Raw genomic sequence first — 22,455 nt, forward strand, 5'->3', positions numbered from 1 at the left:
GAGTAAAAGACATAAAAGCCCTGCGATGCGGGGCTTTGTTGTATCTGCTATATCTAAAGTTACCGGGCTGTTCATACCGTCTGTACAGGAAAAATAGGTTTAGGATCATCATGTACCAAAAGCGTCAAGCGCCAACCTTATCTAGCAAAGAAGCGGCTATTCAGTTATTGAGCCGTCGCGACCACGGACAGTATGAGCTATCTCAGAAGCTAGCTTTGAAAGGGTATGAAGAGTCCGATATCGAAGCCGCGATCAATTTTTGTTTGGACCACAACTATCTCGATGATCTACGTTACGCCAAAAGCCAGATTCGCCAACATGTCTATAAAGGTCATGGTGAACGCAGGATTCGCCAGGAATTAACTCAAAAGCGAGTAGCGGAATCGCTCATTGAGGAAGCGATGATGGAAGAGCCGCAAGACTGGTTTGAACTGGCAAGAATGGCGGCTGAAAAAAAGTTCAAAGGCATAAAAGCCAAAGACCAGAAAGAGTACGCCAAACAGGTGCGTTTTATGCAATATCGTGGATACAGTTTTGATCAAATAAGCTATGCACTGAGCTTTGACGAACACGATTGAGCGGGATTCTCCAGCATTTCTTTTTGTTTTTCTGCAAAATTATTCCTCTAAGACCTCTTTTCCGTAAGAAAACTAGTCGTAGCTGATTGCTTGATCTACAATACGGCGAAATTCTAACTCGACTATTTTCAGGAAGAGCTGCATGTACATGAGCACTGACGAGGTTCGTAACTCGTTCCTCAAGTTCTTTGAAAGCAAAGGACACCAAATCGTAGAAAGTTCATCGTTAGTACCACATAACGACCCAACCCTGCTGTTCACAAACGCGGGTATGAACCAATTTAAAGATTGTTTCTTAGGCTTGGAAAAACGAGCCTATACTCGAGCGACTACGGCTCAACGTTGTGTACGTGCTGGCGGTAAACATAATGACCTGGAAAACGTAGGTTTCACTGCTCGTCACCATACTTTCTTTGAAATGCTAGGTAACTTCAGCTTTGGCGACTACTTCAAAGAAGACGCGATTTCATTTGCTTGGGAATTTTTAACAGAGGTACTGAAACTGCCTCAAGAGCGTCTACTGGTTACCATCTACGAAACCGATGATGAAGCATTTGATATCTGGAACAAAAAGGTAGGCGTTCCAGCAGACCGTATCATCCGTATTGGTGATAAAGAAGGTGGTAAACCATACGAGTCAGATAACTTCTGGCAGATGGGTGACACAGGTCCTTGTGGTCCATGTACTGAAATTTTCTACGATCATGGTGAGCACATCTGGGGTGGTCGTCCTGGTACACCTGAAGAAGATGGTGACCGTTTCATCGAGATCTGGAACAACGTATTTATGCAGTTCAACCGTCATGCTGACGGTACTATGGAGCCGCTACCAAAACCATCTGTAGATACAGGTATGGGTATTGAGCGTATCTCTGCGATCATGCAAGGCGTTCACTCCAACTACGAAATCGACGTATTCCAAACTCTGATCAAAGCAGCGGCTGAAGTAGTTGGCTACGAAGATCTGTCTAACCAGTCTCTACGTGTTATCGCTGACCATATTCGTTCATGTTCATTCTTGATCGTTGATGGCGTCATGCCTTCAAACGAAGGTCGTGGTTATGTTCTGCGTCGTATTATCCGTCGTGCTGTTCGTCACGGTAACAAGCTCGGTGCACAAGGTACTTTCTTCTACAAACTGGTTGGTGTACTTGCAGAAGTCATGGGCAGTGCTGGTGAAGAACTGAAGCGTCAACAAGCGGTTGTAGAAAAAGTACTGCGTATCGAAGAAGAAAACTTCGGTCGTACGCTTGATCGCGGTATGACAATCTTGAACGAAGCGCTAGATAACCTCGATGGTAAAGAGCTAGACGGCGAAACGGTATTCAAGCTTTACGACACCTACGGCTTCCCTGCTGATTTAACTAACGACGTTGCTCGTGAGCGCGAGTTCACTATCGACGAAGAAGGTTTTGAGAAAGCAATGGAAGAGCAGCGTCAACGCGCTCGCGAAGCTGGCCAATTCGGTACAGACTATAACGCGACAATCAAAGTGGATGCGGACACTGAGTTCTGTGGTTACACAGGCACAAAAGGTTCAAGCTCTGTCGAAGCTATGTTCGTTGAAGGCAACGAAGTTGAATCACTGTCTGCAGGCGATAAAGCCATCATCGTACTAGGTGAAACGCCATTCTACGCTGAGTCTGGTGGTCAGTGTGGTGACGCTGGTGAGATTCGCACTGAGTCTGGCGTATTCCGTGTTGAAGACACTCAAAAGCTGGGCAACGCAATTGCACACTACGGTGTCATGGCTGAAGGCGTTCTTGCGAAAGGTGATGATGTTGCAACTATCGTTGACGCTGAGCGCCGAGCTGCAACTTCACTAAACCACTCTGCTACACACTTACTGCACGAGGCACTACGTCGCGTATTGGGCGAGCACGTGTTACAGAAAGGCTCTCTAGTTCGACCTGAAAACCTACGTTTTGACTTCTCACACCTTGAAGCGGTAACGGCAGCAGAGCTAAAAGAAGTGGAGCGTCTGGTTAACGCTCAAATTCGTCGTAACCACGCTATCGAAACCAATATCATGGACATCGAGTCTGCGAAGCAGAAAGGTGCGATGGCATTATTCGGTGAGAAATACGACGATGAAGTTCGCGTACTATCAATGGGTGACTTCTCGACAGAGCTTTGTGGTGGTATCCACGCATCTAGCACGGGCGACATTGGTTTGTTCAAGATTACGTCGGAAAGCGGTATTGCTGCGGGTATTCGTCGTATTGAAGCGGTAACAGGTGAAGCAGCTCTAGACGTGATAGAAGCTCAAACAGCTAAGTACGAAGAGAAACTGGCAGAATCTGCGCAAAAATCGAAATCGCTTGAAAAAGAAATTCAAAAGCTGAAAGACAAGATGGCTGCGGCAGAAAGTGCAAACATCATGGGTAAAGCGGTAGAAGTTAACGGTACAAAAGTATTGGTTGCGGCTCTAGAAGGTGCTGACAGCAAAAACCTACGTACTATGGTTGATGACATCAAGAACCAAATGGGCTCTGGTGTTGTACTTCTGGCTAACATCACGGGTGACAAAGTTGGTTTGATCGCTGGTGTAACTAAAGATCTGGTTGGCAAAGTCAAAGCGGGTGATTTAGTTAAAATGGTAGCAGAGCAGGTTGGTGGTAAAGGCGGCGGTCGTCCTGATATGGCGCAAGCTGGTGGTACTGACGTAGCGGCACTTCCTGAAGCAATCAAAACTGTTCAGCCTTGGCTAGAAGAGCGCTTGTAACAAGCTATAAATAACAAATATACGCTCAATCAATTTGTTTTGATTGGGCGTAATTTTTTTAAGTTGACCAAGTGGTTTAATGGACCAGAGATTAAGCTGGCCCACTAAGCTGCTTGGTTTTTCTTGTAACTACCACTTATATAAACAGAATGTATGTGGTCCGAATGAGACTTTGGTCTTGGGAAGGTGAAGACTGGTGAAAAAGCCCCTTATCGTGCAAAAGTTTGGCGGAACCTCTGTGGGTTCAATTGAAAGAATCCACCAAGTTGCTGAACACATCATTAAGGCGAAAAATGATGGTAATCAAGTTGTTGTCGTTGTGTCTGCTATGTCAGGCGAGACAAATAGGCTTATGGACCTAGCTAAACAGGTAGATAGCGTTCCTACAGCCCGAGAACTTGATGTTTTGCTCTCTGCTGGTGAGCAAGTGTCGATGGCACTGTTGGCGATGACACTGAACAAATTAGGTCATCCTGCACGTTCACTTACCGGAGCACAGGCGAGCATTGTGACGGATAACCAACACAATGACGCAACGATTAAGCACATTGATACCACGAACGTAATGTCACTGCTTGAGCAAGAGCAAATAGTTATCGTCGCGGGTTTTCAGGGTGTGAATGAAAATGGGGATATCACCACATTAGGTCGAGGAGGCTCAGATACGAGCGCAGTGACACTGGCAGGTGCACTACGCGCGGACGAGTGCCAAATCTTTACCGACGTTGATGGTATTTATACTTGTGACCCACGTGTAGTAAAAACGGCGCGAAAAATGGCGGTGATTGACTTTCCTTCAATGGAAGCAATGGCAAGCCGTGGCGCTAAAGTTTTACATTTACCTTCAGTGCAATATGCATGGAAGAACAATGTACCACTACGCGTGCTTTCTACATTCGATGTGAATGAAGGTAGTTTAGTTAAGGGAGAGACAGGCACACAAGCCATCTCTGGTATAGCTATTCAACGTGACCTTGCCATTATTGAAGTAGATAAAGAACATTTATCCAGTGCTACAAAGCAATGTCAGATGTTAGGTATCGAGCTTTGGAATGTGATCGAGGAAACAGAACGGGCAGGTATCATGATAAAACAAGATGCATGTGACAAGTTCGATCTGGTGTTCAGCGATAAAATCCGTAATAGTGAAATGGTAAGCCTGTTGACCGCAGTAGGGCTTGAGGCCAATGGAATGGTAGAGCATGCGTGCGATTTGCTGGCTGAGCAAGGCGTTGCGATCAACTTCTGCGCAACGAATGCACTCACCATGATGCTAGTATTATCACCTGACTGTGTGGATATGGCGGCAAACATTCTTCATAATGCTTACATTACGGCTAATGAAGCTTTAAGCATTCAACAAAAACATGCCCTATTAGGATAATTTTCGCTAACAAGGTAGTTTACGAAAATATAACTTTTGTTGGATAATAGCTTTGATAGTAAGAAAATTTAGAGATTACTCAAGGAGCATAGAATGCTAATTTTGACTCGTCGCGTAGGCGAAACACTGATGATTGGTGATGAGGTAACTGTAACTGTACTGGGTGTTAAAGGTAACCAAGTACGCATCGGCGTTAACGCTCCGAAGGAAGTATCAGTTCACCGTGAAGAAATCTACATGCGCATTCAAGCTGAAAAAGGTAATGGTAACGTTGCTTCAGGTAACTACTAAGACTCCTCTGTTACAGAGCTTAGTTTGAATGAAAAAGGCTAGCCAAGGGGCTGGCCTTTTTAGTTGATTGATAAATGTTATTTTTTTATCGAAGACTCTCTTTTTTTCATCATAATAGGGTGGTAAAGTTCGTTTAATAGTCACTTTGATTAAATCGGCAACGGTTAGGTGTTTTTGACGGTTTTTTTTAAAGAAAGTGTTTGACATATTTTCGGTAAAACGTAATATGTGCCTCCGCAAGACGGTGAGGTGGCCGAGAGGCTGAAGGCGCTCCCCTGCTAAGGGAGTATACGGTTTGTAGCCGTATCGAGGGTTCGAATCCCTCCCTCACCGCCATTCTTGCAAACTGAAAAGTGTATTACGCGTCCTTAGCTCAGCTGGATAGAGTACCTGGCTACGAACCAGGCGGTCGGAGGTTCGAATCCTCCAGGACGCGCCACTCTTTAGAACAAATAAAACGGTGAGGTGGCCGAGAGGCTGAAGGCGCTCCCCTGCTAAGGGAGTATACGGTTTGTAGCCGTATCGAGGGTTCGAATCCCTCCCTCACCGCCATTTATTGACGTAGCGGTCAATTTTTTTGTTCTTAAAGAAAGGCAGTGTGATACGCTTCACAAATTGCGCGTCCTTAGCTCAGCTGGATAGAGTACCTGGCTACGAACCAGGCGGTCGGAGGTTCGAATCCTCCAGGACGCGCCACTTTCAAATAAGTCTGACTTTTTTGAAAAAGAATTTAGGGTATTGCCCTGATATTGACTAAAGTTGATATCGAAACGTGTGCGTCCTTAGCTCAGCTGGATAGAGTACCTGGCTACGAACCAGGCGGTCGGAGGTTCGAATCCTCCAGGACGCGCCACTTATTGAGGGTAATGCCCTGATGTTGATTTCCTGTTTACAGGCATTGACGTCGAAAACTGCGCGTCCTTAGCTCAGCTGGATAGAGTACCTGGCTACGAACCAGGCGGTCGGAGGTTCGAATCCTCCAGGACGCGCCACTTATTGAGGGTAATGCCCTGATGTTGATTTCCTGTTTACAGGCATTGACGTCGAAAACTGCGCGTCCTTAGCTCAGCTGGATAGAGTACCTGGCTACGAACCAGGCGGTCGGAGGTTCGAATCCTCCAGGACGCGCCACTTATTGAGGGTATTACCCTGATGTTGATTTCCTGTTTACAGGCATTAATATCGAAAACTGCGCGTCCTTAGCTCAGCTGGATAGAGTACCTGGCTACGAACCAGGCGGTCGGAGGTTCGAATCCTCCAGGACGCGCCACTATTTCTTTGAAAATGAAAGACAGGGTAATGCCCTGATATTGATCTCCTGTTTACAGGCATTGATATCGAAAACTGCGCGTCCTTAGCTCAGCTGGATAGAGTACCTGGCTACGAACCAGGCGGTCGGAGGTTCGAATCCTCCAGGACGCGCCACTATTTCTTTGAAAATGAAAGACAGGGTAATTCCCTGATATCGATTTCCCGTTTACAGGCATTGATATCGAAAACTTCGCGTCCTTAGCTCAGCTGGATAGAGTACCTGGCTACGAACCAGGCGGTCGGAGGTTCGAATCCTCCAGGACGCGCCATTTATTAAAAACCTCGCATCTGCGAGGTTTTTTTGTTTAGCTTCATACAGTCATCTCTGCTTACTTTCTCCTCACTCATTTTTTTGTGCGCCAGCCTGAAAGTCGTTGATTTATTTCGTTGAGTTATTGCTAATCCATTGGTTCTGACCTATTCATTTATAATCGCCAAAGAAAAGGAGGTTATTATGATACGGAACACTCTGTTGGGAAGTACTCTTGGCTTAGTATGTATGGTTCCCATGGCTCAAGGGGCGGAAGGTGATGAGCTTCCGCAACGAGCCCAAACGGTTAGTGACGTTTTTGAACGGCCAGGCGTCCTTACCCCTAAAGGAAGCTGGTCATTTGATACTTCTCTTAATTACACGCAAAACTCTTCAAATAAGGTCTCAGTGGTTGGTTACACCATCTTACCGACGTTAATTGTTGGACGTATTGAGGTAAGTGATTCTGACCGAACGACGATTACTGCAGGCCTCACTACTCGTTATGGCTTAACCAATGCGACAGAGTTAGAACTTCGTATTCCCTACGTCTATCGCAACGATCAAGTCGCAACGCGTCCTATTCAAGATGGTGCGAACCAAGAAATCGTAAATACCACCGTTGATGGTGGAGGGCTGGGGGATGTTGAGCTTGCTCTAAGGCATCAGTTCAACTTTGAATCAGTCCCTTATTGGATTGGTGGTTTAAGAGTTAAGTCCGATACAGGTCGCTCTCCCTACGATGTATCTATTGAACCAGACAGTAACGCGTTCAGTGATGTGCCAACAGGATCGGGCTTTTGGAGCATTGAACCAAGTCTTACTATGATCCATCCCGCTGATCCTGCAGTTTTATTTGCAAGTCTCAGTTATATTTACAATTTTGAAGATGATGTCTCAATTGGAGAAGGCGAAGAGGAACAAAAGGTAGAAGTTGAACTTGGTGATACCATTGCATTGTCGGGAGGTATGGGCTTTGCGGTCAATCCAGACCTGTCTTTTTCTCTCGGCTTGAGCCATAAGACCATACTGAAGAGTAAGATAAATGGCAGTTATTCAGAAGATGCCAAATTGCTGCAGTTGGATTCATTCATCTTTGGTATAAACTATGCGTTTAGTGAGAGTTCTTCGCTCAATGTCAGTGCTCAAGCGGGATTAACTGAAGATACGCCAGATTTCCAACTAACCATTCGAGTCCCTTATAATATTTAATCTAGGCTCGGAATAAGAAATAGAAAGGAATTAAAAGCGGCTTATGTGATCAGACCTTTCGACCAAGAATGGCTCCCCACAAAGGAGCCAATCACGTACAAACAAACTAGCAGAATTCTTTGTTATATTGACCTTGCACCAGTTGTAGTAAACAACTGTTCAAACTAGCTTATTATACCAAGCTACATAAGTATCTGATCACTCTTGCTAATTAATACCGCTGACAACTGTGTTATAGGTTTTGTTTTACAATTAGAATCACGAGTGAAGGAAATCTATACCTGACCTGCTTGCTTTAATCGGTTTTACTGCGTAATAATTATCTAGATTGGTATTAAAGTGGATTAATATCTTATTAACTAAAAAAAGAAAAGCCACCGCTTAATATCATTCCTAGTGAAAACTAGATTTGATGACGATGACTTTTACCGATCTCAGAGTATCTGTCTGTTACTTTTTAACACTTTAAATGTGAACTAAAAAGTGGCACCTTTACTGCTACTGTAGAAGGTGCACTCGTCACTAGTCAAGATGATTAAGTAAGGCATCTTCCAGCCGACTGTTCGCTTGAATTTGTTGAATCACTCCACTAACTTGCGCATCTATGTCGATAATAGTGCTCAGCCCTATGACGCTGTTATCGGTTGTATTCTGAATAATATTAACAATACTTGAATTGATAAATTCGGAGTTAATAATATCCGATTGTTGGAAGTTAGGGATTTGTGGCATACCCGTTATCTGGTCCGAGATGGTTTCATCTTCGATGCTGTTCCCTTCTCCAATCTGAACTATGTTAATCAAACTTTGATCTAAGGCACCTTGGTTTGCATTGATGTTGGATAAGTTGCCATTTTCAATGACTAAATTAGCGATGCTGGAATTGAAAATGTCTTGTCCATTGATGCTTGTAATGACGCTCAAACCAATGTTGATAACGTAGTCGCTGGTGACCTGAAATCCACCTCGATATTGCTCGAGCGAACTTTGAGGTAATGGTTCTAATCCTTTTAGTTCAATAACTTCTCTTGCACTCACTGCTTGACTAAAGCAGTGTGTCAATATAAGTAGGCTCAGTGCGACTAGGTTCTTTTTAAGGAACAGAATCTGATTTAAAAATAGACCCTTTTTGAAAAACATGTTATCCAGCCTTAACCGTTCGTTAGTTTTCACCTGATACTGAAGTTTTCACCTGATACTGGTACGGTGGTACTAAAGATCCCTAATGAGTCTCGTGACACTCCTGTATCTAACGGTGAGCGTTGATAAACGGCAAATTTGTCGTCTGTGATGAAACTAGAGCGTCCGGCTTTAGCTTCGCTACGCACGAGTAGAACAATGCCTTGGTAAAACTTCTGAAATTGTTCAAGCTTCATGACCATAGTGCCCCTTGAAGGATCGCCTAAAATGACGGAATGACTATTAATGCCTTTGATAACGACAAAGTGCAAATAGCCATCAAAGTTAACCAAAGTTATCCCTGGTACACCAAGATCGCGGACTTTTTCTATGCTCACCTGAAAACCGTCTGAACGTAAACCGATCGACTCTAGGTAGAGCTTCATGTCAAGTAAAGAAAAGCCTTTCTCTTTAATCTGTTTTTTGTCACCTCGCTCATACATTGATTTAAAAATCTCTTGTTCTGATGATTTGGTGTCGTAGTGATAATTCAGTAGTGATGCCAAAGCCGCAGAGCCACAGCTGAAGTCATACTGTTGACGAAAGATATCGCCAAACACCATCTCTTTGTAGCTTTTTACCGGTACCGAATAGTGTGCTCGGGAAGGTAAAAACTCTAACGAATTGGCTGATACCGAAAAGAAAATGAGTATCAGCCAAGAATAGTTACGCAAAAGGTTCATATTATCTACTTGAGTGTTAGATTAACGACGGTTGCGTTCTGGATAACGACATTGTTCCCGGTATTTTGAATCACACTAGAAATCCCAGAACTCCCTGCAAACGCTCCTGGCGCAAGAATGTTATTTCCGCTCACTGTATTTAACGCGAGATTATCTGACGAAATACCGGTCATATCTGTGTCTGAGTAAATCGAGTCGATCTCTATTTCTACTAGACGACCCCCTCTCGATTCACTCAGAACATTCGTACCAATCACTTCTTCGTCAGATAATTCTAGGTCGTCAGCGAATGCAGAAACGGCAATGATCATACTCAAGGTAAAGACTGCCAAACGCATCGCGATCTCCAAGTTATAAATGACTATTCACCAGTAAATAGGTTTGCATTGGTTACGACAGATTGTTGCACAAGTGAGTTTGAACCAGCGATTTGACCCACAGTAGTAATACCAGCTACACCATCCATACCATCTAGGCTGTTGATATTGGTAACGTCGACATAGGCTTCGTCATCCCATGCTGTATTAATTACCAGACCAGCAGCAGTACCGCTTAGAGTCGAACTTGCTACGACCATATCAGTACTAACAGATAGTGTGTTGTAGCTGTTGCTAGTATTGTAGCTGTCGTCAGTACTGTTATCGTTAAAGCTGTCATCAATACCTACGTTCAACGTGTCACTGTTATCAGTGTAATCGTTATCGTATGATTTAAAGCTATCTGCAATACCAATACCTAAGTCATTGTCATTAGAAGTATTGGTGGTTGTATTGGTTGTAGTATCGATGTCATCATTAAAGCTACCGTTGAGACCGACATCAGTACTGTTATCAGTGTTGTCTGTAGCTTTAAAGCTATCGTTGACACCGAGATCAGTACTGTTATCAGTAGCTTTGAAACTGTCATTGACAACGTTAGTTGTGTTTAGGCTGTCATCCCACTGCGCATTACCGTCACCGTCGTCGACCCCATTAAAAGCTAAAGATGAGCCACTAAATAGAAGTGCAGATACTGCGATAGCTAATCCTGTTTTGCTAAGAATCATAATGATTACTCCATTTTCATTTTTGAAAAGACTGTACAACTTCTGTTTGCTTACTAATGATTTCTGATTGCTTCCTGATGTTCTCTAGGGCAGCGTTGATATTATAGATAAGATAATTCGCGAGCATTTTGGGGGGAGGAAGGGTTTACAGATAAAATGGGCCTGAATTGTAGTGGAAATTGTTTGTAATCATTTAGTTATATAAGCCTCGAACGATAGTGCATAATAAGTATGAAAGTAAATTTATATTAAGGCTTAAATAGTATGAGTTCTTTGGTATCAGCAGTAGGTAGGAATTTATGGGGTATTTTTGTTTGTAAATATGAGTAGGGTTGAATTTTAGTATTAAAAATTAATGGGTTGATAAAATGTAAGTGGGTAAATGGTTGGTCATGGCTGAGTGTCTTTTAATACTTTTTAATGACTCAATTGTTTTATTTTAGGCCTCATCCTCATTATCATCTGCTATAGTTCCTCGTATTAAATCTCTTGTTATAAAGAGGCAGGAGAAAAGCAAGGCACCTTAAATTTCATTAAAAAAACCAATGTAATTAATTAATTAAGAATAAGTGGTGGAAATTATGGGAACTAAACACCTATTCATACTTTCAGAAGATAACTTGCAGAGCAGACTTATCGAAGAGCAGTTATCTCTAATACCTAACGTGAATGTAAAAACGCTGCTACCTGAGGATGTTGTTTTTAATTGTCACTCCTTAAATGTTGACCTGGTTCTGATGGATTATGACTTTATTCATCAATTAGAGTTGAGCAATCAAATACCTGATTTTGATGTACTTGGCTGGCCATTAATGATCCATAATGTCCCTAACCAGGGCGTTCATGCGAATATACTGCGTTGGACTTTGCTGAAAGGCGTGTTACTTCGAAATGCCCCCGTCACTGCTATTCGTGACTGTGTGGAACATATTTTCAATGGTGGCTTATGGTTACCGAGAAGCTATCTAGAGAAGCTGGTTAACGATTATCGTTGTGCCAACTCAAATAAAGATTCTCAACATGACATGTTGACATGCAGAGAGCGGCAAATCTTAGCGCTACTTGTCTATGGCGTATCGAACCAAAAAATCGCGGAACATTTGTTTTTATCGGAGAGTACCGTGAAAAGCCACATATACAAGCTGTACAAAAAGCTTGATGTCCACTCTCGACATGACGCGGTAAAGTTAGCTCGCTTGAATGGCGGGTTGACTGCGCAGTAAGTGGAGAAGATCAATCTAAATAATTTTAATTTTAACTTAAATAAGCAGTTGAACACTTTTACTGGTTAAAATCGCTAATAGGCGATGTTGCTAAGGGCATAGGCTTTCTGCCTTAATAACTCTTGGCTGCAATGGCATGTTGTTGTTAGCGACTTTTCTGACACGATACTGTGATGTGTCTTTTATTTTGCATTTCTGTTAATTCCTTAACATCCCCTTCTTTTGGTTTGCACCCGAAATGTGATCTGGGTAGTGAATGAATAATCAATTGTAGGGATTACTACAAACCTTCCTTAAACAAAATTGACAAAGTTTAACCAGTCGAGATAATCCTTTGGTCGGGAAATGACACAATTAAAGTCCTGTGCCTGTCAGGATGACAACGAAAGGAATCAACATGACTAATATAGGAAGCCTGCTAGTAGATGCGGCCACTCTCATGATTACGGGGATGGCGGTCGTGTTTATTTTCCTCACTATTCTTGTTTTTCTCGTGAGGCTCATGTCGAGATTAGTACCAGAAGAAGTACTAGAGCCGATCGCTACACCAAAAATAAATACCAATAATCAATCAACCTCTTCCGCTGTTAGTCCACAAATCGTGGCGGCGATATCGGCTGCGATTCATCAACATCGCACCTCTGTCGCGAAGTAGCCGAAATAGGATTAAAAAGGAGTTTAAGAGTATGTCTAAACCACTAGCGATTACGGATGTGGTCCTGAGGGACGCCCATCAATCATTGTTTGCTACGCGAATGCGTATCGACGATATGCTGCCTATTGCGGCTGAACTGGATAAGATTGGTTATTGGTCTTTAGAGACTTGGGGTGGGGCAACGTTTGATTCGTGCATTCGATTCCTTGGAGAAGATCCGTGGGAGCGTCTGCGCGAGCTGAAAAAAGCGATGCCAAATACACCAATGCAAATGTTACTACGTGGTCAGAACCTTTTAGGATACCGCCATTATGCTGATGATGTAGTAGAGAAGTTTGTTGAGCGTGCGCATGCCAATGGTATGGATGTTTTCCGTATTTTTGATGCGATGAATGATGTGAGAAACTTCCAAAAAGCCGTTAAAGCGACTGTGGATGTTGGTGCTCATGCACAAGGGACCTTGTCTTACACAACTAGCCCTGTACACAACGCAGACACGTGGGTTGACTTAGCAAAACGTCTGGAAGACTTAGGCTGTCATTCTTTGTGTATCAAGGATATGTCGGGTCTTCTAAAACCTTATGAAGCCGAAGAGCTGATTACGCGTATCAAAGCGTCGTGTGATGTGCCACTTGCGCTGCATTGTCATGCAACTACTGGCCTATCGACCGCAACTGCAATTAAAGCGGTTGAAGCGGGTGTGGACATTCTTGATACTGCGATTTCATCGATGAGTAGTACCTACGGCCATACGCCAACAGAAACTGTGGTTGCAATGCTGCAGGGTACAGAGCGTGACACTAACCTGAAACTGGAAGAGATTGAGCCAATTGCCGCTTACTTCCGCGAAGTTCGGAAGAAATACGCGAAGTGGGAAGGTCAATTAAAAGGCGTAGACTCTCGTATCCTGATTGCTCAGGTTCCTGGTGGCATGTTAACCAACATGGAAGGCCAGCTTAAAGAACAGGGCGCTGCCGATCGTCTTGATGAAGTACTAGAAGAGATTCCTCGTGTTCGTGAAGATCTTGGTTTCATTCCATTGGTAACACCAACTTCGCAAATTGTCGGCACTCAGGCGGTTATCAACGTACTGACTGGCGAGCGCTACAAGAGCATTACCAAGGAAACTGCGGGTCTGTTGAAGGGTGAATACGGCCAAGCGCCAGCTTCAATAAACGCAGAGTTACAAGCTAAAGTTCTGGAAGGTAAAGAGCCTATCACTTGCCGCCCGGCTGATTTGCTAGAGCCAGAAATGGAAGCGCTGACAGTTGATCTGATGGATAAAGCGAAATCTGAAGGCATCAAACTGGCGAGCGAAAGAGTTGATGACGTATTAACTTACGCACTATTCCCTCAAGTTGGTCTTAAATTCCTGAAAAACCGTGGTAACCCTGAAGCGTTTGAGCCAGCTCCTACCTTAGAATCTGCTCAACCTGCTCCGGCACCAGTTGCTCAAGCATCAGCAGGCGGCGTAGAAACATACAGTGTTCGTGTTGACGGACAAGTTTATGAAGTAGAAGTAGGACCGCAAGGTGAGCTGACGTCGGTAACACCTTCAGCAGCGCCAGCGAAAGCAGCGGCTCCAGCAGTACCACCAGCTAACACTTCTGCTGAGTCAGTTCCAGCTCCACTCGCTGGCAACATCTTTAAAGTCAATGTACAGCCAGGTGCTGAAGTTGCTGAAGGTGACGTGCTACTGATCTTAGAAGCAATGAAGATGGAAACGGAAGTTCGAGCTGCGCGTGGTGGTGTCGTTCAGGAATTAAATGTCAAAGAAGGTGATGCCGTGACCGTAGGTGCACCTCTTCTTAGCCTGGCATAAGGGAGTATCATGGACGGATTGATGACCCTATGGTTAGAAACAGGGATCGCTAACTTTCAGTTTGGCCAAATCTGTATGATGTTGGTTGGCTGTACTCTGCTGTTTTTGGCGATTCGAAAGGGTTTTGAACCCCTGCTTCTACTTCCAATTGGTTTTGGTGCGATTTTAGCTAACATTCCTAATGCGGGTTTCACCGAACCGGGTGGTTTGCTGTACTACGTCTACTACATCGGGATTGAGTCGGGTGTATTCCCGCTGTTGATCTTCATGGGCGTTGGCGCAATGACGGACTTTGGTGCGTTGATTGCCAATCCAAAAACGCTTTGGTTAGGCGCTGCGGCGCAGTTCGGTATTTTTGCAACGCTATTTGGCGCAATTTTGCTTAACTATGTACCTGGCATGGAGTTCTCCATGGCAGACGCATCGTCAATTGCGATTATTGGCGGCGCTGATGGCCCAACCGCAATCTTCCTGGCAAGTAAACTGTCCCCAGACTTACTCGGTGCGATTGCAGTTGCGGCATACAGCTATATGGCGTTGGTACCGATTATTCAGCCACCAATCATGAAAGCGCTAACCACTCAGGAAGAACGTCAGGTGAAAATGGCTCAGCTGCGCCATGTCGGTAAGTGGGAAAAGGTGATTTTCCCGATGGCAGTGCTTCTGATGACGATTCTGTTTTTACCTTCTGCAACGCCTCTGGTCGGGATGTTCTGTTTAGGTAACTTGATGCGTGAAGCTGGGGTTGTAGACCGTTTATCTAAGACGGCACAAAACGAGCTGATCAATGTCGTGACCATCTTCCTTGGTCTTGGTGTTGGCTCTAAGTTACAAGCGGATAAGTTCCTCAACTTAGAAACGCTTGGTATTCTGGCTTTGGGTGCGGTCGCTTTCAGTATCGGCACAGCAGCTGGCGTACTAATGGCGAAGTTACTCAACAAGTTCTCGAAAGAAGACATCAACCCACTGATTGGTGCGGCTGGAGTTTCTGCTGTACCAATGGCGGCGCGAGTGGTGAACAAAGTGGGCTTGGATGCAAACCCGCAAAACTTCTTGTTGATGCACGCTATGGGTCCTAACGTAGCGGGTGTTCTTGGCTCTGCAGTAGCGGCGGGTATTCTGCTTGCACTGGTCGGTTAGTGTGTAGGTAACCCACGAACGCAGTGAGTGCGTCGGGGATTAAATTATCCGCTTACAGCCATTAACTTAGCTAAACAAAATGGTTTATAGTCAAAGGGATGCTTCGGCATCCCTTTTTTATATCAATCACAGTAAAAAAGTGGTCAGAAATAGCGTAGGAAAAAGGCTTGAGAACAAGGCACCATTTTTCGATAAGTAGTTATTCTACATTCAAAAATGGTAACGCAGTTATCGAGTATTTTAACAAGCTAGAATGAGCAATTATTTACTACGATTGGTATCACTTCTAAGGAATGGTTTATGGAACACAAACAGATAGTTATCACTGAATTTGGAGATGCAAGCGTACTTGCGATTCAACACGCCCCAACACCGTCACCACAGTCAGGTGAAGTGTTAATAAAAGTCTCTTTTTCCGGTATTAACCCTATTGATGTAAAGACTCGTGCAGGTCTGGGCTGGGCTGCAGAACAAAACAAAGATAACCTGCCTTGGGTTCCGGGATACGATGTTTCAGGTGAAGTCGTATCATGTGGTGAGCAAACTTCCCGTTTTGCTGTTGGAGATAAGGTTGCTGGTTTCATTGGTTTTCCAGTAAGAGGTGGCGGATACAGTCAGTATGTCTGTGTGCCTGAAGCAGAGCTGAGCCACGTTCCAAGTAATGTCAGTTTGGAATCGGCGGCAGTACTTCCTCTTGCCGGCCAAACCGCGGCTCAGGCACTGGAGAAAGCTAACGTCACAGAAAGTGATCGTGTTTTAGTGCTTGCTGGTGCGGGTGGCGTAGGACACATTGCGGTGCAACTGGCTGTGGCAAGCAAGGCTGAGGTTTTTACAACCTGCAGTGAACGAAATGTCGATTATCTCACTTCACTTGGTGCCCATGCAGTGAACTATCAACTAGGGCCAGTGTCAGAACGTGTTGAAGACATAGATGTTTTAATTGATTTAGTGGGTGGAGATGCGGCTCTGGACGCTCTCAAATGTCTAAAGCCTAATGCTAGGATTGTTACTATTCCTACGATTACCGCGGAGCAGATTTGCGAACAAGCGAAACAGTTGGGCTTAGAAGCGAATGGTATGTTGGTTGAGCCTAAGCCAGAGCAGTTAGATTCATTGCTGTACATGGCGGATGTAGGGCTACTCAAAACAGAGGTTCAACATGTGTATCCAATGGACGAGGTCGTCGCAGCTCATGAACAAGTGGAGTCTGGGCGCACTCGAGGCAAGGTTTTGCTTGATATGACATGTTAGAAGCATTCAATGCTGGCTTTGAGAACATTGCGCTGTGGTTTTCTGGGTCAGCATTATGGGTGCTTTTCATGACAGGTTTTCTCAGTGCTACCTTACTTCCTGGTGGCTCTGAGGCTGGTCTCATTGCTACTCTCTCTCTAAATCAATATTCCGTCTTTTCCATCATCACTGTAGCTACGATTGGTAATACCCTGGGCGGTTTGACCAACTACTGGCTTGGATTATGGATTCCAAATAAAACCCAGGATGAAAAACATGGCCATACTGCATTAAAGTGGCTAGCAAAATATGGTTACTGGGCTTTATTTTTCAGCTGGTTACCTATTATTGGTGACCCGCTGTGCTTAGCGGCAGGATGGTTACGGATGAAATTCCTGCCGTGTGTAATGTTAATATTATTTGGAAAGGCCGCTAGATACAGTCTTCTAGCCGCCATCTATCTTGGATTATTTTAAGGAAAGTACATGAGAATGTTTTGGGTTGGCGCGTGTTCACTGCTAGTGATCACGGGTTGTGCATCACAATCCCCTGTTTCTTCACTGCCAGAGGGGGTTACTTTCGTCGAGTCATCACAAGCGGAAGAAGGCAAAGTTAAAATCCCATACCAAAAATACAAGCTTGATAATGGATTGACCGTCATTCTCGCACCAGAAGATTCAGATCCGCTGGTTCACGTTGATATGACTTATCATGTTGGCTCTGCCCGTGAAGAAATCGGTAAGTCTGGGTTTGCGCACTTCTTTGAGCATATGATGTTCCAGGGCTCAGAGAACGTTGCTGATCAAGAGCATTTCAAAATCATCACTGAGGCTGGTGGAACACTCAACGGAACGACCAACCGAGATCGCACTAACTACTTTGAAACTGTGCCAGCCAATCAGCTGGAAAAAATGCTTTGGCTCGAATCTGATCGTATGGGCTTTTTGCTTGATGCGGTATCACAGCATAAGTTTGAAATTCAACGCTCAACGGTTAAGAACGAACGTGCTCAACGTTATGATAACCGCCCATATGGTTTGATCTGGGAACGCATGTCAGAAGCGTTGTATCCAGAAGGCCACCCATATTCATGGCAAACCATCGGTTATGTAGAAGATTTAGATCGCGTTGACGTGAATGATCTGAAAGCCTTCTTCTTACGTTGGTATGGCCCAAATAACGCCACGCTGACGATAGGTGGCGATCTGGATGTTGAAAAGACGCTGACTTGGGTTAACAAGTACTTTGGCTCTATTCCTCGTGGTCCCGAAGTTGAGAATGCGCCAAAACAGCCCGCAACACTGGCTGAAAGCAAATACATTACGTTAGAAGATCGTATTCAGCAGCCAATGGTGATGATCGCGTGGCCAACGACTTACGATGGTGAAGCAAGCCAAGCGTCACTGGATACCTTATCCGAAGTACTTGGCGGCGGGACCAACAGCTTACTTTATCAAGATCTGGTGAAAACCCAGAAAGCGGTTGATGCAGGTTCATTTCATGATTGTGCGGAGCTGGCATGTACCTTCTTTGTCTATGCGATGGGAGACTCTGGCGACAAGGGAGATTTATCTAAGCTGTACCAAGACCTGGCTCAATCTTTAAATAAATTTGCTGAAACCGGTGTAACGGAAGATCGTTTGGAACAGCTCACTGGTAAGGCAGAAGCCGATGCGATTTTTGCCTTGCAAAGTGTCAAAGGTAAAGTGACTCAGTTAGCCTCTAACGAAACGTTCTTTGGCCAGCCAGACTTAATTGAAAAGCAGCTAGAACAAATTCGAGCTGTGACCCCGGATTCCGTTGATAAAGTTTACCGTGATTTTATTCAGGGTAAGTCTAAAGTGACGCTGAGTGTGGTACCGACGGGTAAAACGGATTTGGCTGTCAAACCAGCAACTTTTGTTACGCCTGAGCGCACACTCCCTGAATATAAAAAGATCACTGATGATCAACTCGCTTACCGCCGAGCGACGGATGATTTTGACCGTTCTGTGCAGCCACCAATGGGTGAACCGGTGAAAGCCACTATGCCAGATCTATATGATGTCCATTTCGACAATGGTTCTGAGCTTCTAGGCGCTGTGAGCGATGAAACGCCTACCGTTATGATGCAATTCAGCTTGCCTGCAGGCACGCGTTATGTGGAGAAAGGCAAAGAAGGGTTGGCACAGCTCACCGCATCAATGCTTCAGGAAGGCACGACAAAACGCACTATGGAAGAGATTCAGGCTGAGCTCGATAAACTGGGCAGTGTTATTTCCGTCGATGCAACCGGATATACCACCAATATCAGTGTTTCTGCTTTGGAGAAAAACCTAGCGCCAACCTTAAAGATCGTCGAAGAGATGTTGCTGTCTCCTGCTTTCAAACAAGAAGATTTTGAACGCGTGAAACAGCAAGCGCTGGAAGGACTGGTTTATGAGCATCAAAGCCCGAGCTGGATGGCTTCGCAAGCAAGCCGTCAGGTACTTTACGGTGATTCCATTTTCGCTCGCCCTAAAGACGGCACTCAAGCGGGGATGAAAGCTCTGACACTCAATGATATCCGCGAGTTTTACACAACGCACTACACGCCACATGGTGCTCAGATCACGGTTGTCGGCGATGTGAGCAAACAAGATATCGAGCAAAAGTTAGCGTTCTGGACGAACTGGCAGGATGATGCAGCACCGCTGTATGCTCCACAAAGTATACCAGCGTTAGGCCAGCAGAAAGTTCACCTTGTGGACAAACCGGGAGCGCCGCAAAGCGTAGTTATGATGGTCCGTCAAGGCGTGCCATACGATGCGACGGGGGAGTTTTTCCTAGGTCAGTTGGCTAACTTCAATTTATCGGGTAACTTCAATAGCCGCATCAACCAAAACTTACGTGAAGACAAGGGGTACACGTATGGTGCGTATGGTTACTTCTCTGGTAACCCTGAAACTGGATCTGTTGTATTTACCGCACAAGTCCGTGCTGATTCGACCGTTGCTTCAATTATAGAGATGAAAAATGAACTGAATGAATTCTCTCAAGCCGGTATGACGGATGATGAGTTGAACTTTATGCGTCAGGCGGTGGGGCAAAAAGATGCTCTAAAGTATGAAACTCCGACACAAAAAGCGGAGCTCATCAGTAACATCTCTAAATACAACCTCGATAAAGACTATCTTCAGCAGCGAAATGCGATTGTAGAAACAGTGGACAAGCAGACACTAAATACATTGGCACAGAAGTGGTTTGACCCTAATGATTATCAAATCATTGTAGTTGGCGATGCTAAATCACTTCGCCCTCAATTAGAAAAGTTGGGGAAAGACGTAGAAGAGCTTGAAATCATTCGATAGAGTACACATCTAATAGCGGAGGGCGTGCTCTCCGCTATACATCTAGATAAGTAACTTTTCATGGGTTCTTTATCTAGATGAACTGAATATCAATAACTTAGCTTTCACTTGCTTCGGATGGCAAGTGGCCTGCTCCTAACATAAGCGAACCTCATTTTGACTGATTTTGCTGCGCGACTGGAAAAAGTTGCATCAAACCCAGAAGTATTTAAGCAGTTTGGACGCGGTGTTGAGCGTGAAACTTTACGCTATCGTCAGGATGGACAGCTAGCAACAACACCTCATCCAGAGGGGTTGGGCTCAGCGTTCACGAACCAATGGATTACTACGGACTTTTCTGAATCACTATTGGAGTTTATCACTCCGGTTTCTCATGATATTCCGGAGCTAATGGCCCAACTGAAAGATATCCACCACTTTACTCAAACGAAAATGGCTGAAGAAAAAATGTGGCCACTTTCGATGCCATGTTATGTCGCCAGTGAAGAGAATATTAATCTCGCACAGTATGGTTCCTCTAACTCAGCACGAATGAAAACACTCTACCGAGAAGGGCTAAAACGCCGTTACGGGAGTTTGATGCAGATCATCTCAGGAGTGCACTTCAACTTCTCATTCCCTGAATCGTTTTGGGATGCCCTGTATGGCGAGCAGGATGAAGAAGCTCGTCAGGAAACGAAATCTGATGCGTACTTTGCCCTCATTCGTAATTACTATCGTTTTGGTTGGATGATTCCATATTTCTTCGGTGCTTCACCTGCGCTGTGTGGATCGTTTATTCAGGGGCGGGAAACGGATTTGCCGTTTGAAAGTTTGGGTGGCACTTTATTCCTGCCGAAATCGACTTCTTTGCGTCTGAGTGATCTCGGATACACGAATAATGCACAGAGCACGCTAAAAATAGGCTTTAATAGTATTGATCAGTACCTAGAAGGTTTAAGTGATGCTATTCGTCGTCCGTCAGAAGAGTTTGCAAAAATTGGCGTGAAAGTGGATGGTGAGTACCGTCAACTTAACTCAAATATTTTGCAGATTGAGAACGAATTGTACGCGCCAATTCGCCCTAAACGCGTGGCAAAAAGTGGAGAGAAACCATCAGAAGCATTGAAGCGTGCTGGCGTTGAATATATTGAAGTTCGCTCTCTTGATGTGAACCCATTCAGCCCAGTAGGTATCACAGAAGAACAAGTGCGCTTCCTGGATCTGTTCCTGACTTGGGCAGCCTTGTCTGATTCAGACCCGATGGATAACTGCGAGCTGGAGTGCTGGCGTGATAACTGGAACAAAGTCATTGTTTCTGGTCGTGAAAAAGGCTTGATGCTTCAGATCGGTTGCCAAGGTGAGCGCCTGCCTCTGCAAGAGTGGGCACATCGTGTGTTTGCCGAGCTACGCCAAATTGCCGTGATGATAGACGAGGTAACTGGTGGCAGTGCTTACCAACAGGTTTGCGATAAGCTAACTGGCTGGATTGAGGAGCCTGAACTAACGACTTCAGGTCAATTATTGGAACTAACAAAAGAGTTAGGCGGCTTAGGTAAAGTGGGTTGTTCATTAGGTATGAAGCATCGTGAAGACAATCTGCATCACGGCTACCAATATTACTCACAAGAAATAATGGAGCAGGAAGTCGCTGCATCTGTTGAAAAGCAAAAGCAAGCAGAGCTGAGTGACACGATGTCTTTTGATGACTTTTTAGAAGACTATTTTGCTTACTTAAAGTAATAACGCAATAGTAAGGATTGGGTGGGATTGAATATTAAGCCTCTAGTGGTGTCGGTGTTAGGTTGTGTGTTGCTCGCTGGATGTGCGACGGCACCACCGAAGCAGCAAGATAATCTATGTGAGATATTCCGCGAGAAATCTGGCTGGTATGATGATGCGAAAGATATGGAAGAAGAGTGGGGTACTCCGATCCATGTCGCGATGGCAATCATTAAGCAAGAGAGTGGCTACCGACACGACGCAAAACCACCCAAAGATTATGTGCTGGGCTTTATCCCTTGGGGTAGAGTCAGTAGTGCCTATGGCTACGCCCAAGCGCAAGATCCCGCATGGGACGATTTTCAAGAGTCGACCGGGCAAGGTGGATCGCGTACTAACTTTGACGACGCTATGATGTTTGTCGGTTGGTATACCCACGAAACCCGTCGCCAGCTTGGTATCTCTTTATGGGACCCATATAACCAGTATCTTGCCTATCATGAGGGGAGAGGCGGTTATCAGCGCGGAACCTATAAAAGGAAGCCTAGCTTAGTTAAAGTCGCGCGACGTGTAGAACAAACCGCGAAGAATTATGGCTGGCAGCTGAAACAATGTCGTCAGGAACTGGAAGACAACAGCAGCTGGTTCTTTTAACCCTCATAGGGATAAACAGAAATCAAACCAATACCGTAAGGTG

General features: G+C 44.8%; 18 protein-coding genes and 10 tRNA genes. 24 read left to right on the plus strand and 4 right to left on the minus strand.

Annotated features, from left to right (window positions below):
• Positions 1 to 110 precede the first annotated feature (110 nt).
• From recX to OO774_RS02655, 15 genes are all read left to right on the plus strand, one after another.
• Entirely contained in the window at positions 111 to 578 is a 468-nt protein-coding gene (gene recX / locus OO774_RS02585) for a recombination regulator RecX (RefSeq protein WP_264904334.1), read from the plus strand.
• A gap of 142 nt (positions 579 to 720) precedes the next feature.
• Positions 721 to 3,303: an alanine--tRNA ligase gene (alaS, locus tag OO774_RS02590; protein ID WP_264904336.1), complete on the plus strand. Its 2,583-nt coding sequence runs from the start codon at positions 721 to 723 to the stop codon at positions 3,301 to 3,303.
• 196 nt (positions 3,304 to 3,499) lie between these two features.
• The gene (locus tag OO774_RS02595) at positions 3,500 to 4,687 is read left to right on the plus strand and encodes an aspartate kinase (protein ID WP_264904337.1); all 1,188 of its coding nucleotides are present in this window, start codon (positions 3,500 to 3,502) and stop codon (positions 4,685 to 4,687) included.
• Between the two features lie 93 nt (positions 4,688 to 4,780).
• A complete protein-coding gene (csrA, locus tag OO774_RS02600) occupies positions 4,781 to 4,978 on the plus strand; it encodes a carbon storage regulator CsrA (protein ID WP_004415691.1) in 198 nt (65 codons plus the stop codon).
• 243 nt (positions 4,979 to 5,221) lie between these two features.
• Positions 5,222 to 5,314 (plus strand) — tRNA-Ser (locus OO774_RS02605).
• 26 nt (positions 5,315 to 5,340) lie between these two features.
• Positions 5,341 to 5,417: transfer RNA gene (locus tag OO774_RS02610), tRNA-Arg, on the plus strand.
• Positions 5,418 to 5,437: 20 nt separating this feature from the next.
• A tRNA-Ser gene (locus OO774_RS02615) sits at positions 5,438 to 5,530 on the plus strand.
• 67 nt (positions 5,531 to 5,597) lie between these two features.
• A tRNA-Arg gene (locus tag OO774_RS02620) sits at positions 5,598 to 5,674 on the plus strand.
• Positions 5,675 to 5,754: 80 nt separating this feature from the next.
• Positions 5,755 to 5,831 (plus strand) — tRNA-Arg (locus OO774_RS02625).
• Between the two features lie 62 nt (positions 5,832 to 5,893).
• Positions 5,894 to 5,970, plus strand: a tRNA-Arg gene (locus tag OO774_RS02630).
• A gap of 62 nt (positions 5,971 to 6,032) precedes the next feature.
• Positions 6,033 to 6,109 (plus strand) — tRNA-Arg (locus OO774_RS02635).
• Positions 6,110 to 6,171: 62 nt separating this feature from the next.
• Positions 6,172 to 6,248: transfer RNA gene (locus OO774_RS02640), tRNA-Arg, on the plus strand.
• Positions 6,249 to 6,326: 78 nt separating this feature from the next.
• A tRNA-Arg gene (locus tag OO774_RS02645) sits at positions 6,327 to 6,403 on the plus strand.
• Positions 6,404 to 6,481: 78 nt separating this feature from the next.
• A tRNA-Arg gene (locus OO774_RS02650) sits at positions 6,482 to 6,558 on the plus strand.
• Between the two features lie 185 nt (positions 6,559 to 6,743).
• Positions 6,744 to 7,751, plus strand: coding sequence for a transporter (locus tag OO774_RS02655; RefSeq protein ID WP_264904379.1), 1,008 nt, complete (start codon positions 6,744 to 6,746; stop codon positions 7,749 to 7,751).
• 522 nt (positions 7,752 to 8,273) lie between these two features.
• Here OO774_RS02655 and OO774_RS02660 read toward each other — a convergent pair.
• From OO774_RS02660 to OO774_RS02675, 4 genes are read right to left on the minus strand one after another with little or no spacing between them, the layout of a single operon-like run.
• Positions 8,274 to 8,891, minus strand: a complete 618-nt coding sequence (locus OO774_RS02660; RefSeq protein WP_264904380.1) for a hypothetical protein — start codon at positions 8,889 to 8,891, stop codon at positions 8,274 to 8,276.
• Between the two features lie 29 nt (positions 8,892 to 8,920).
• A complete protein-coding gene (locus OO774_RS02665) occupies positions 8,921 to 9,613 on the minus strand; it encodes a C39 family peptidase (protein WP_264904381.1) in 693 nt (230 codons plus the stop codon).
• Between the two features lie 5 nt (positions 9,614 to 9,618).
• Entirely contained in the window at positions 9,619 to 9,951 is a 333-nt protein-coding gene (locus OO774_RS02670) for a carbon storage regulator (protein WP_264904382.1), read from the minus strand.
• A 23-nt stretch (positions 9,952 to 9,974) separates the two neighbouring features.
• Entirely contained in the window at positions 9,975 to 10,658 is a 684-nt protein-coding gene (locus tag OO774_RS02675) for a hypothetical protein (protein WP_264904383.1), read from the minus strand.
• 581 nt (positions 10,659 to 11,239) lie between these two features.
• Between OO774_RS02675 and OO774_RS02680 the strand changes: the two genes are divergently transcribed.
• From OO774_RS02680 to OO774_RS02720, 9 genes are all read left to right on the plus strand, one after another.
• Positions 11,240 to 11,881: a response regulator transcription factor gene (locus OO774_RS02680; protein ID WP_264904384.1), complete on the plus strand. Its 642-nt coding sequence runs from the start codon at positions 11,240 to 11,242 to the stop codon at positions 11,879 to 11,881.
• 397 nt (positions 11,882 to 12,278) lie between these two features.
• A complete protein-coding gene (locus OO774_RS02685; RefSeq protein ID WP_264904385.1) occupies positions 12,279 to 12,536 on the plus strand; it encodes an oxaloacetate decarboxylase subunit gamma in 258 nt (85 codons plus the stop codon).
• A gap of 31 nt (positions 12,537 to 12,567) precedes the next feature.
• Positions 12,568 to 14,358: a sodium-extruding oxaloacetate decarboxylase subunit alpha gene (gene oadA / locus OO774_RS02690; protein WP_264904386.1), complete on the plus strand. Its 1,791-nt coding sequence runs from the start codon at positions 12,568 to 12,570 to the stop codon at positions 14,356 to 14,358.
• Positions 14,359 to 14,367: 9 nt separating this feature from the next.
• Positions 14,368 to 15,498 carry a sodium ion-translocating decarboxylase subunit beta gene (locus tag OO774_RS02695; protein WP_264904387.1) on the plus strand — a complete coding sequence of 377 codons (1,131 nt, stop codon included), beginning with the start codon at positions 14,368 to 14,370 and terminating at the stop codon, positions 15,496 to 15,498.
• A 300-nt stretch (positions 15,499 to 15,798) separates the two neighbouring features.
• Positions 15,799 to 16,749 (plus strand): NADP-dependent oxidoreductase, encoded by a 951-nt coding sequence (locus tag OO774_RS02700; RefSeq protein ID WP_264904388.1) that lies wholly within the window; start codon positions 15,799 to 15,801, stop codon positions 16,747 to 16,749.
• Complete coding sequence (locus OO774_RS02705) at positions 16,743 to 17,204, plus strand: YqaA family protein (RefSeq protein ID WP_264904389.1); 462 nt, start codon at positions 16,743 to 16,745, stop codon at positions 17,202 to 17,204. The genes OO774_RS02700 and OO774_RS02705 overlap by 7 nt, the downstream gene beginning before the upstream one ends.
• Positions 17,205 to 17,213: 9 nt before the next feature.
• Positions 17,214 to 20,057, plus strand: coding sequence for a pitrilysin family protein (locus OO774_RS02710; RefSeq protein ID WP_264904390.1), 2,844 nt, complete (start codon positions 17,214 to 17,216; stop codon positions 20,055 to 20,057).
• Between the two features lie 156 nt (positions 20,058 to 20,213).
• Positions 20,214 to 21,779: a glutamate--cysteine ligase gene (gene gshA / locus OO774_RS02715; protein WP_264904391.1), complete on the plus strand. Its 1,566-nt coding sequence runs from the start codon at positions 20,214 to 20,216 to the stop codon at positions 21,777 to 21,779.
• A gap of 27 nt (positions 21,780 to 21,806) precedes the next feature.
• Positions 21,807 to 22,412 carry a hypothetical protein gene (locus tag OO774_RS02720; protein ID WP_264904392.1) on the plus strand — a complete coding sequence of 202 codons (606 nt, stop codon included), beginning with the start codon at positions 21,807 to 21,809 and terminating at the stop codon, positions 22,410 to 22,412.
• Positions 22,413 to 22,455: the final 43 nt, after the last annotated feature.

Origin of the sequence: Vibrio sp. STUT-A11 (assembly GCF_026000435.1) — a bacterium.
GTDB lineage: Bacteria > Pseudomonadota > Gammaproteobacteria > Enterobacterales > Vibrionaceae > Vibrio.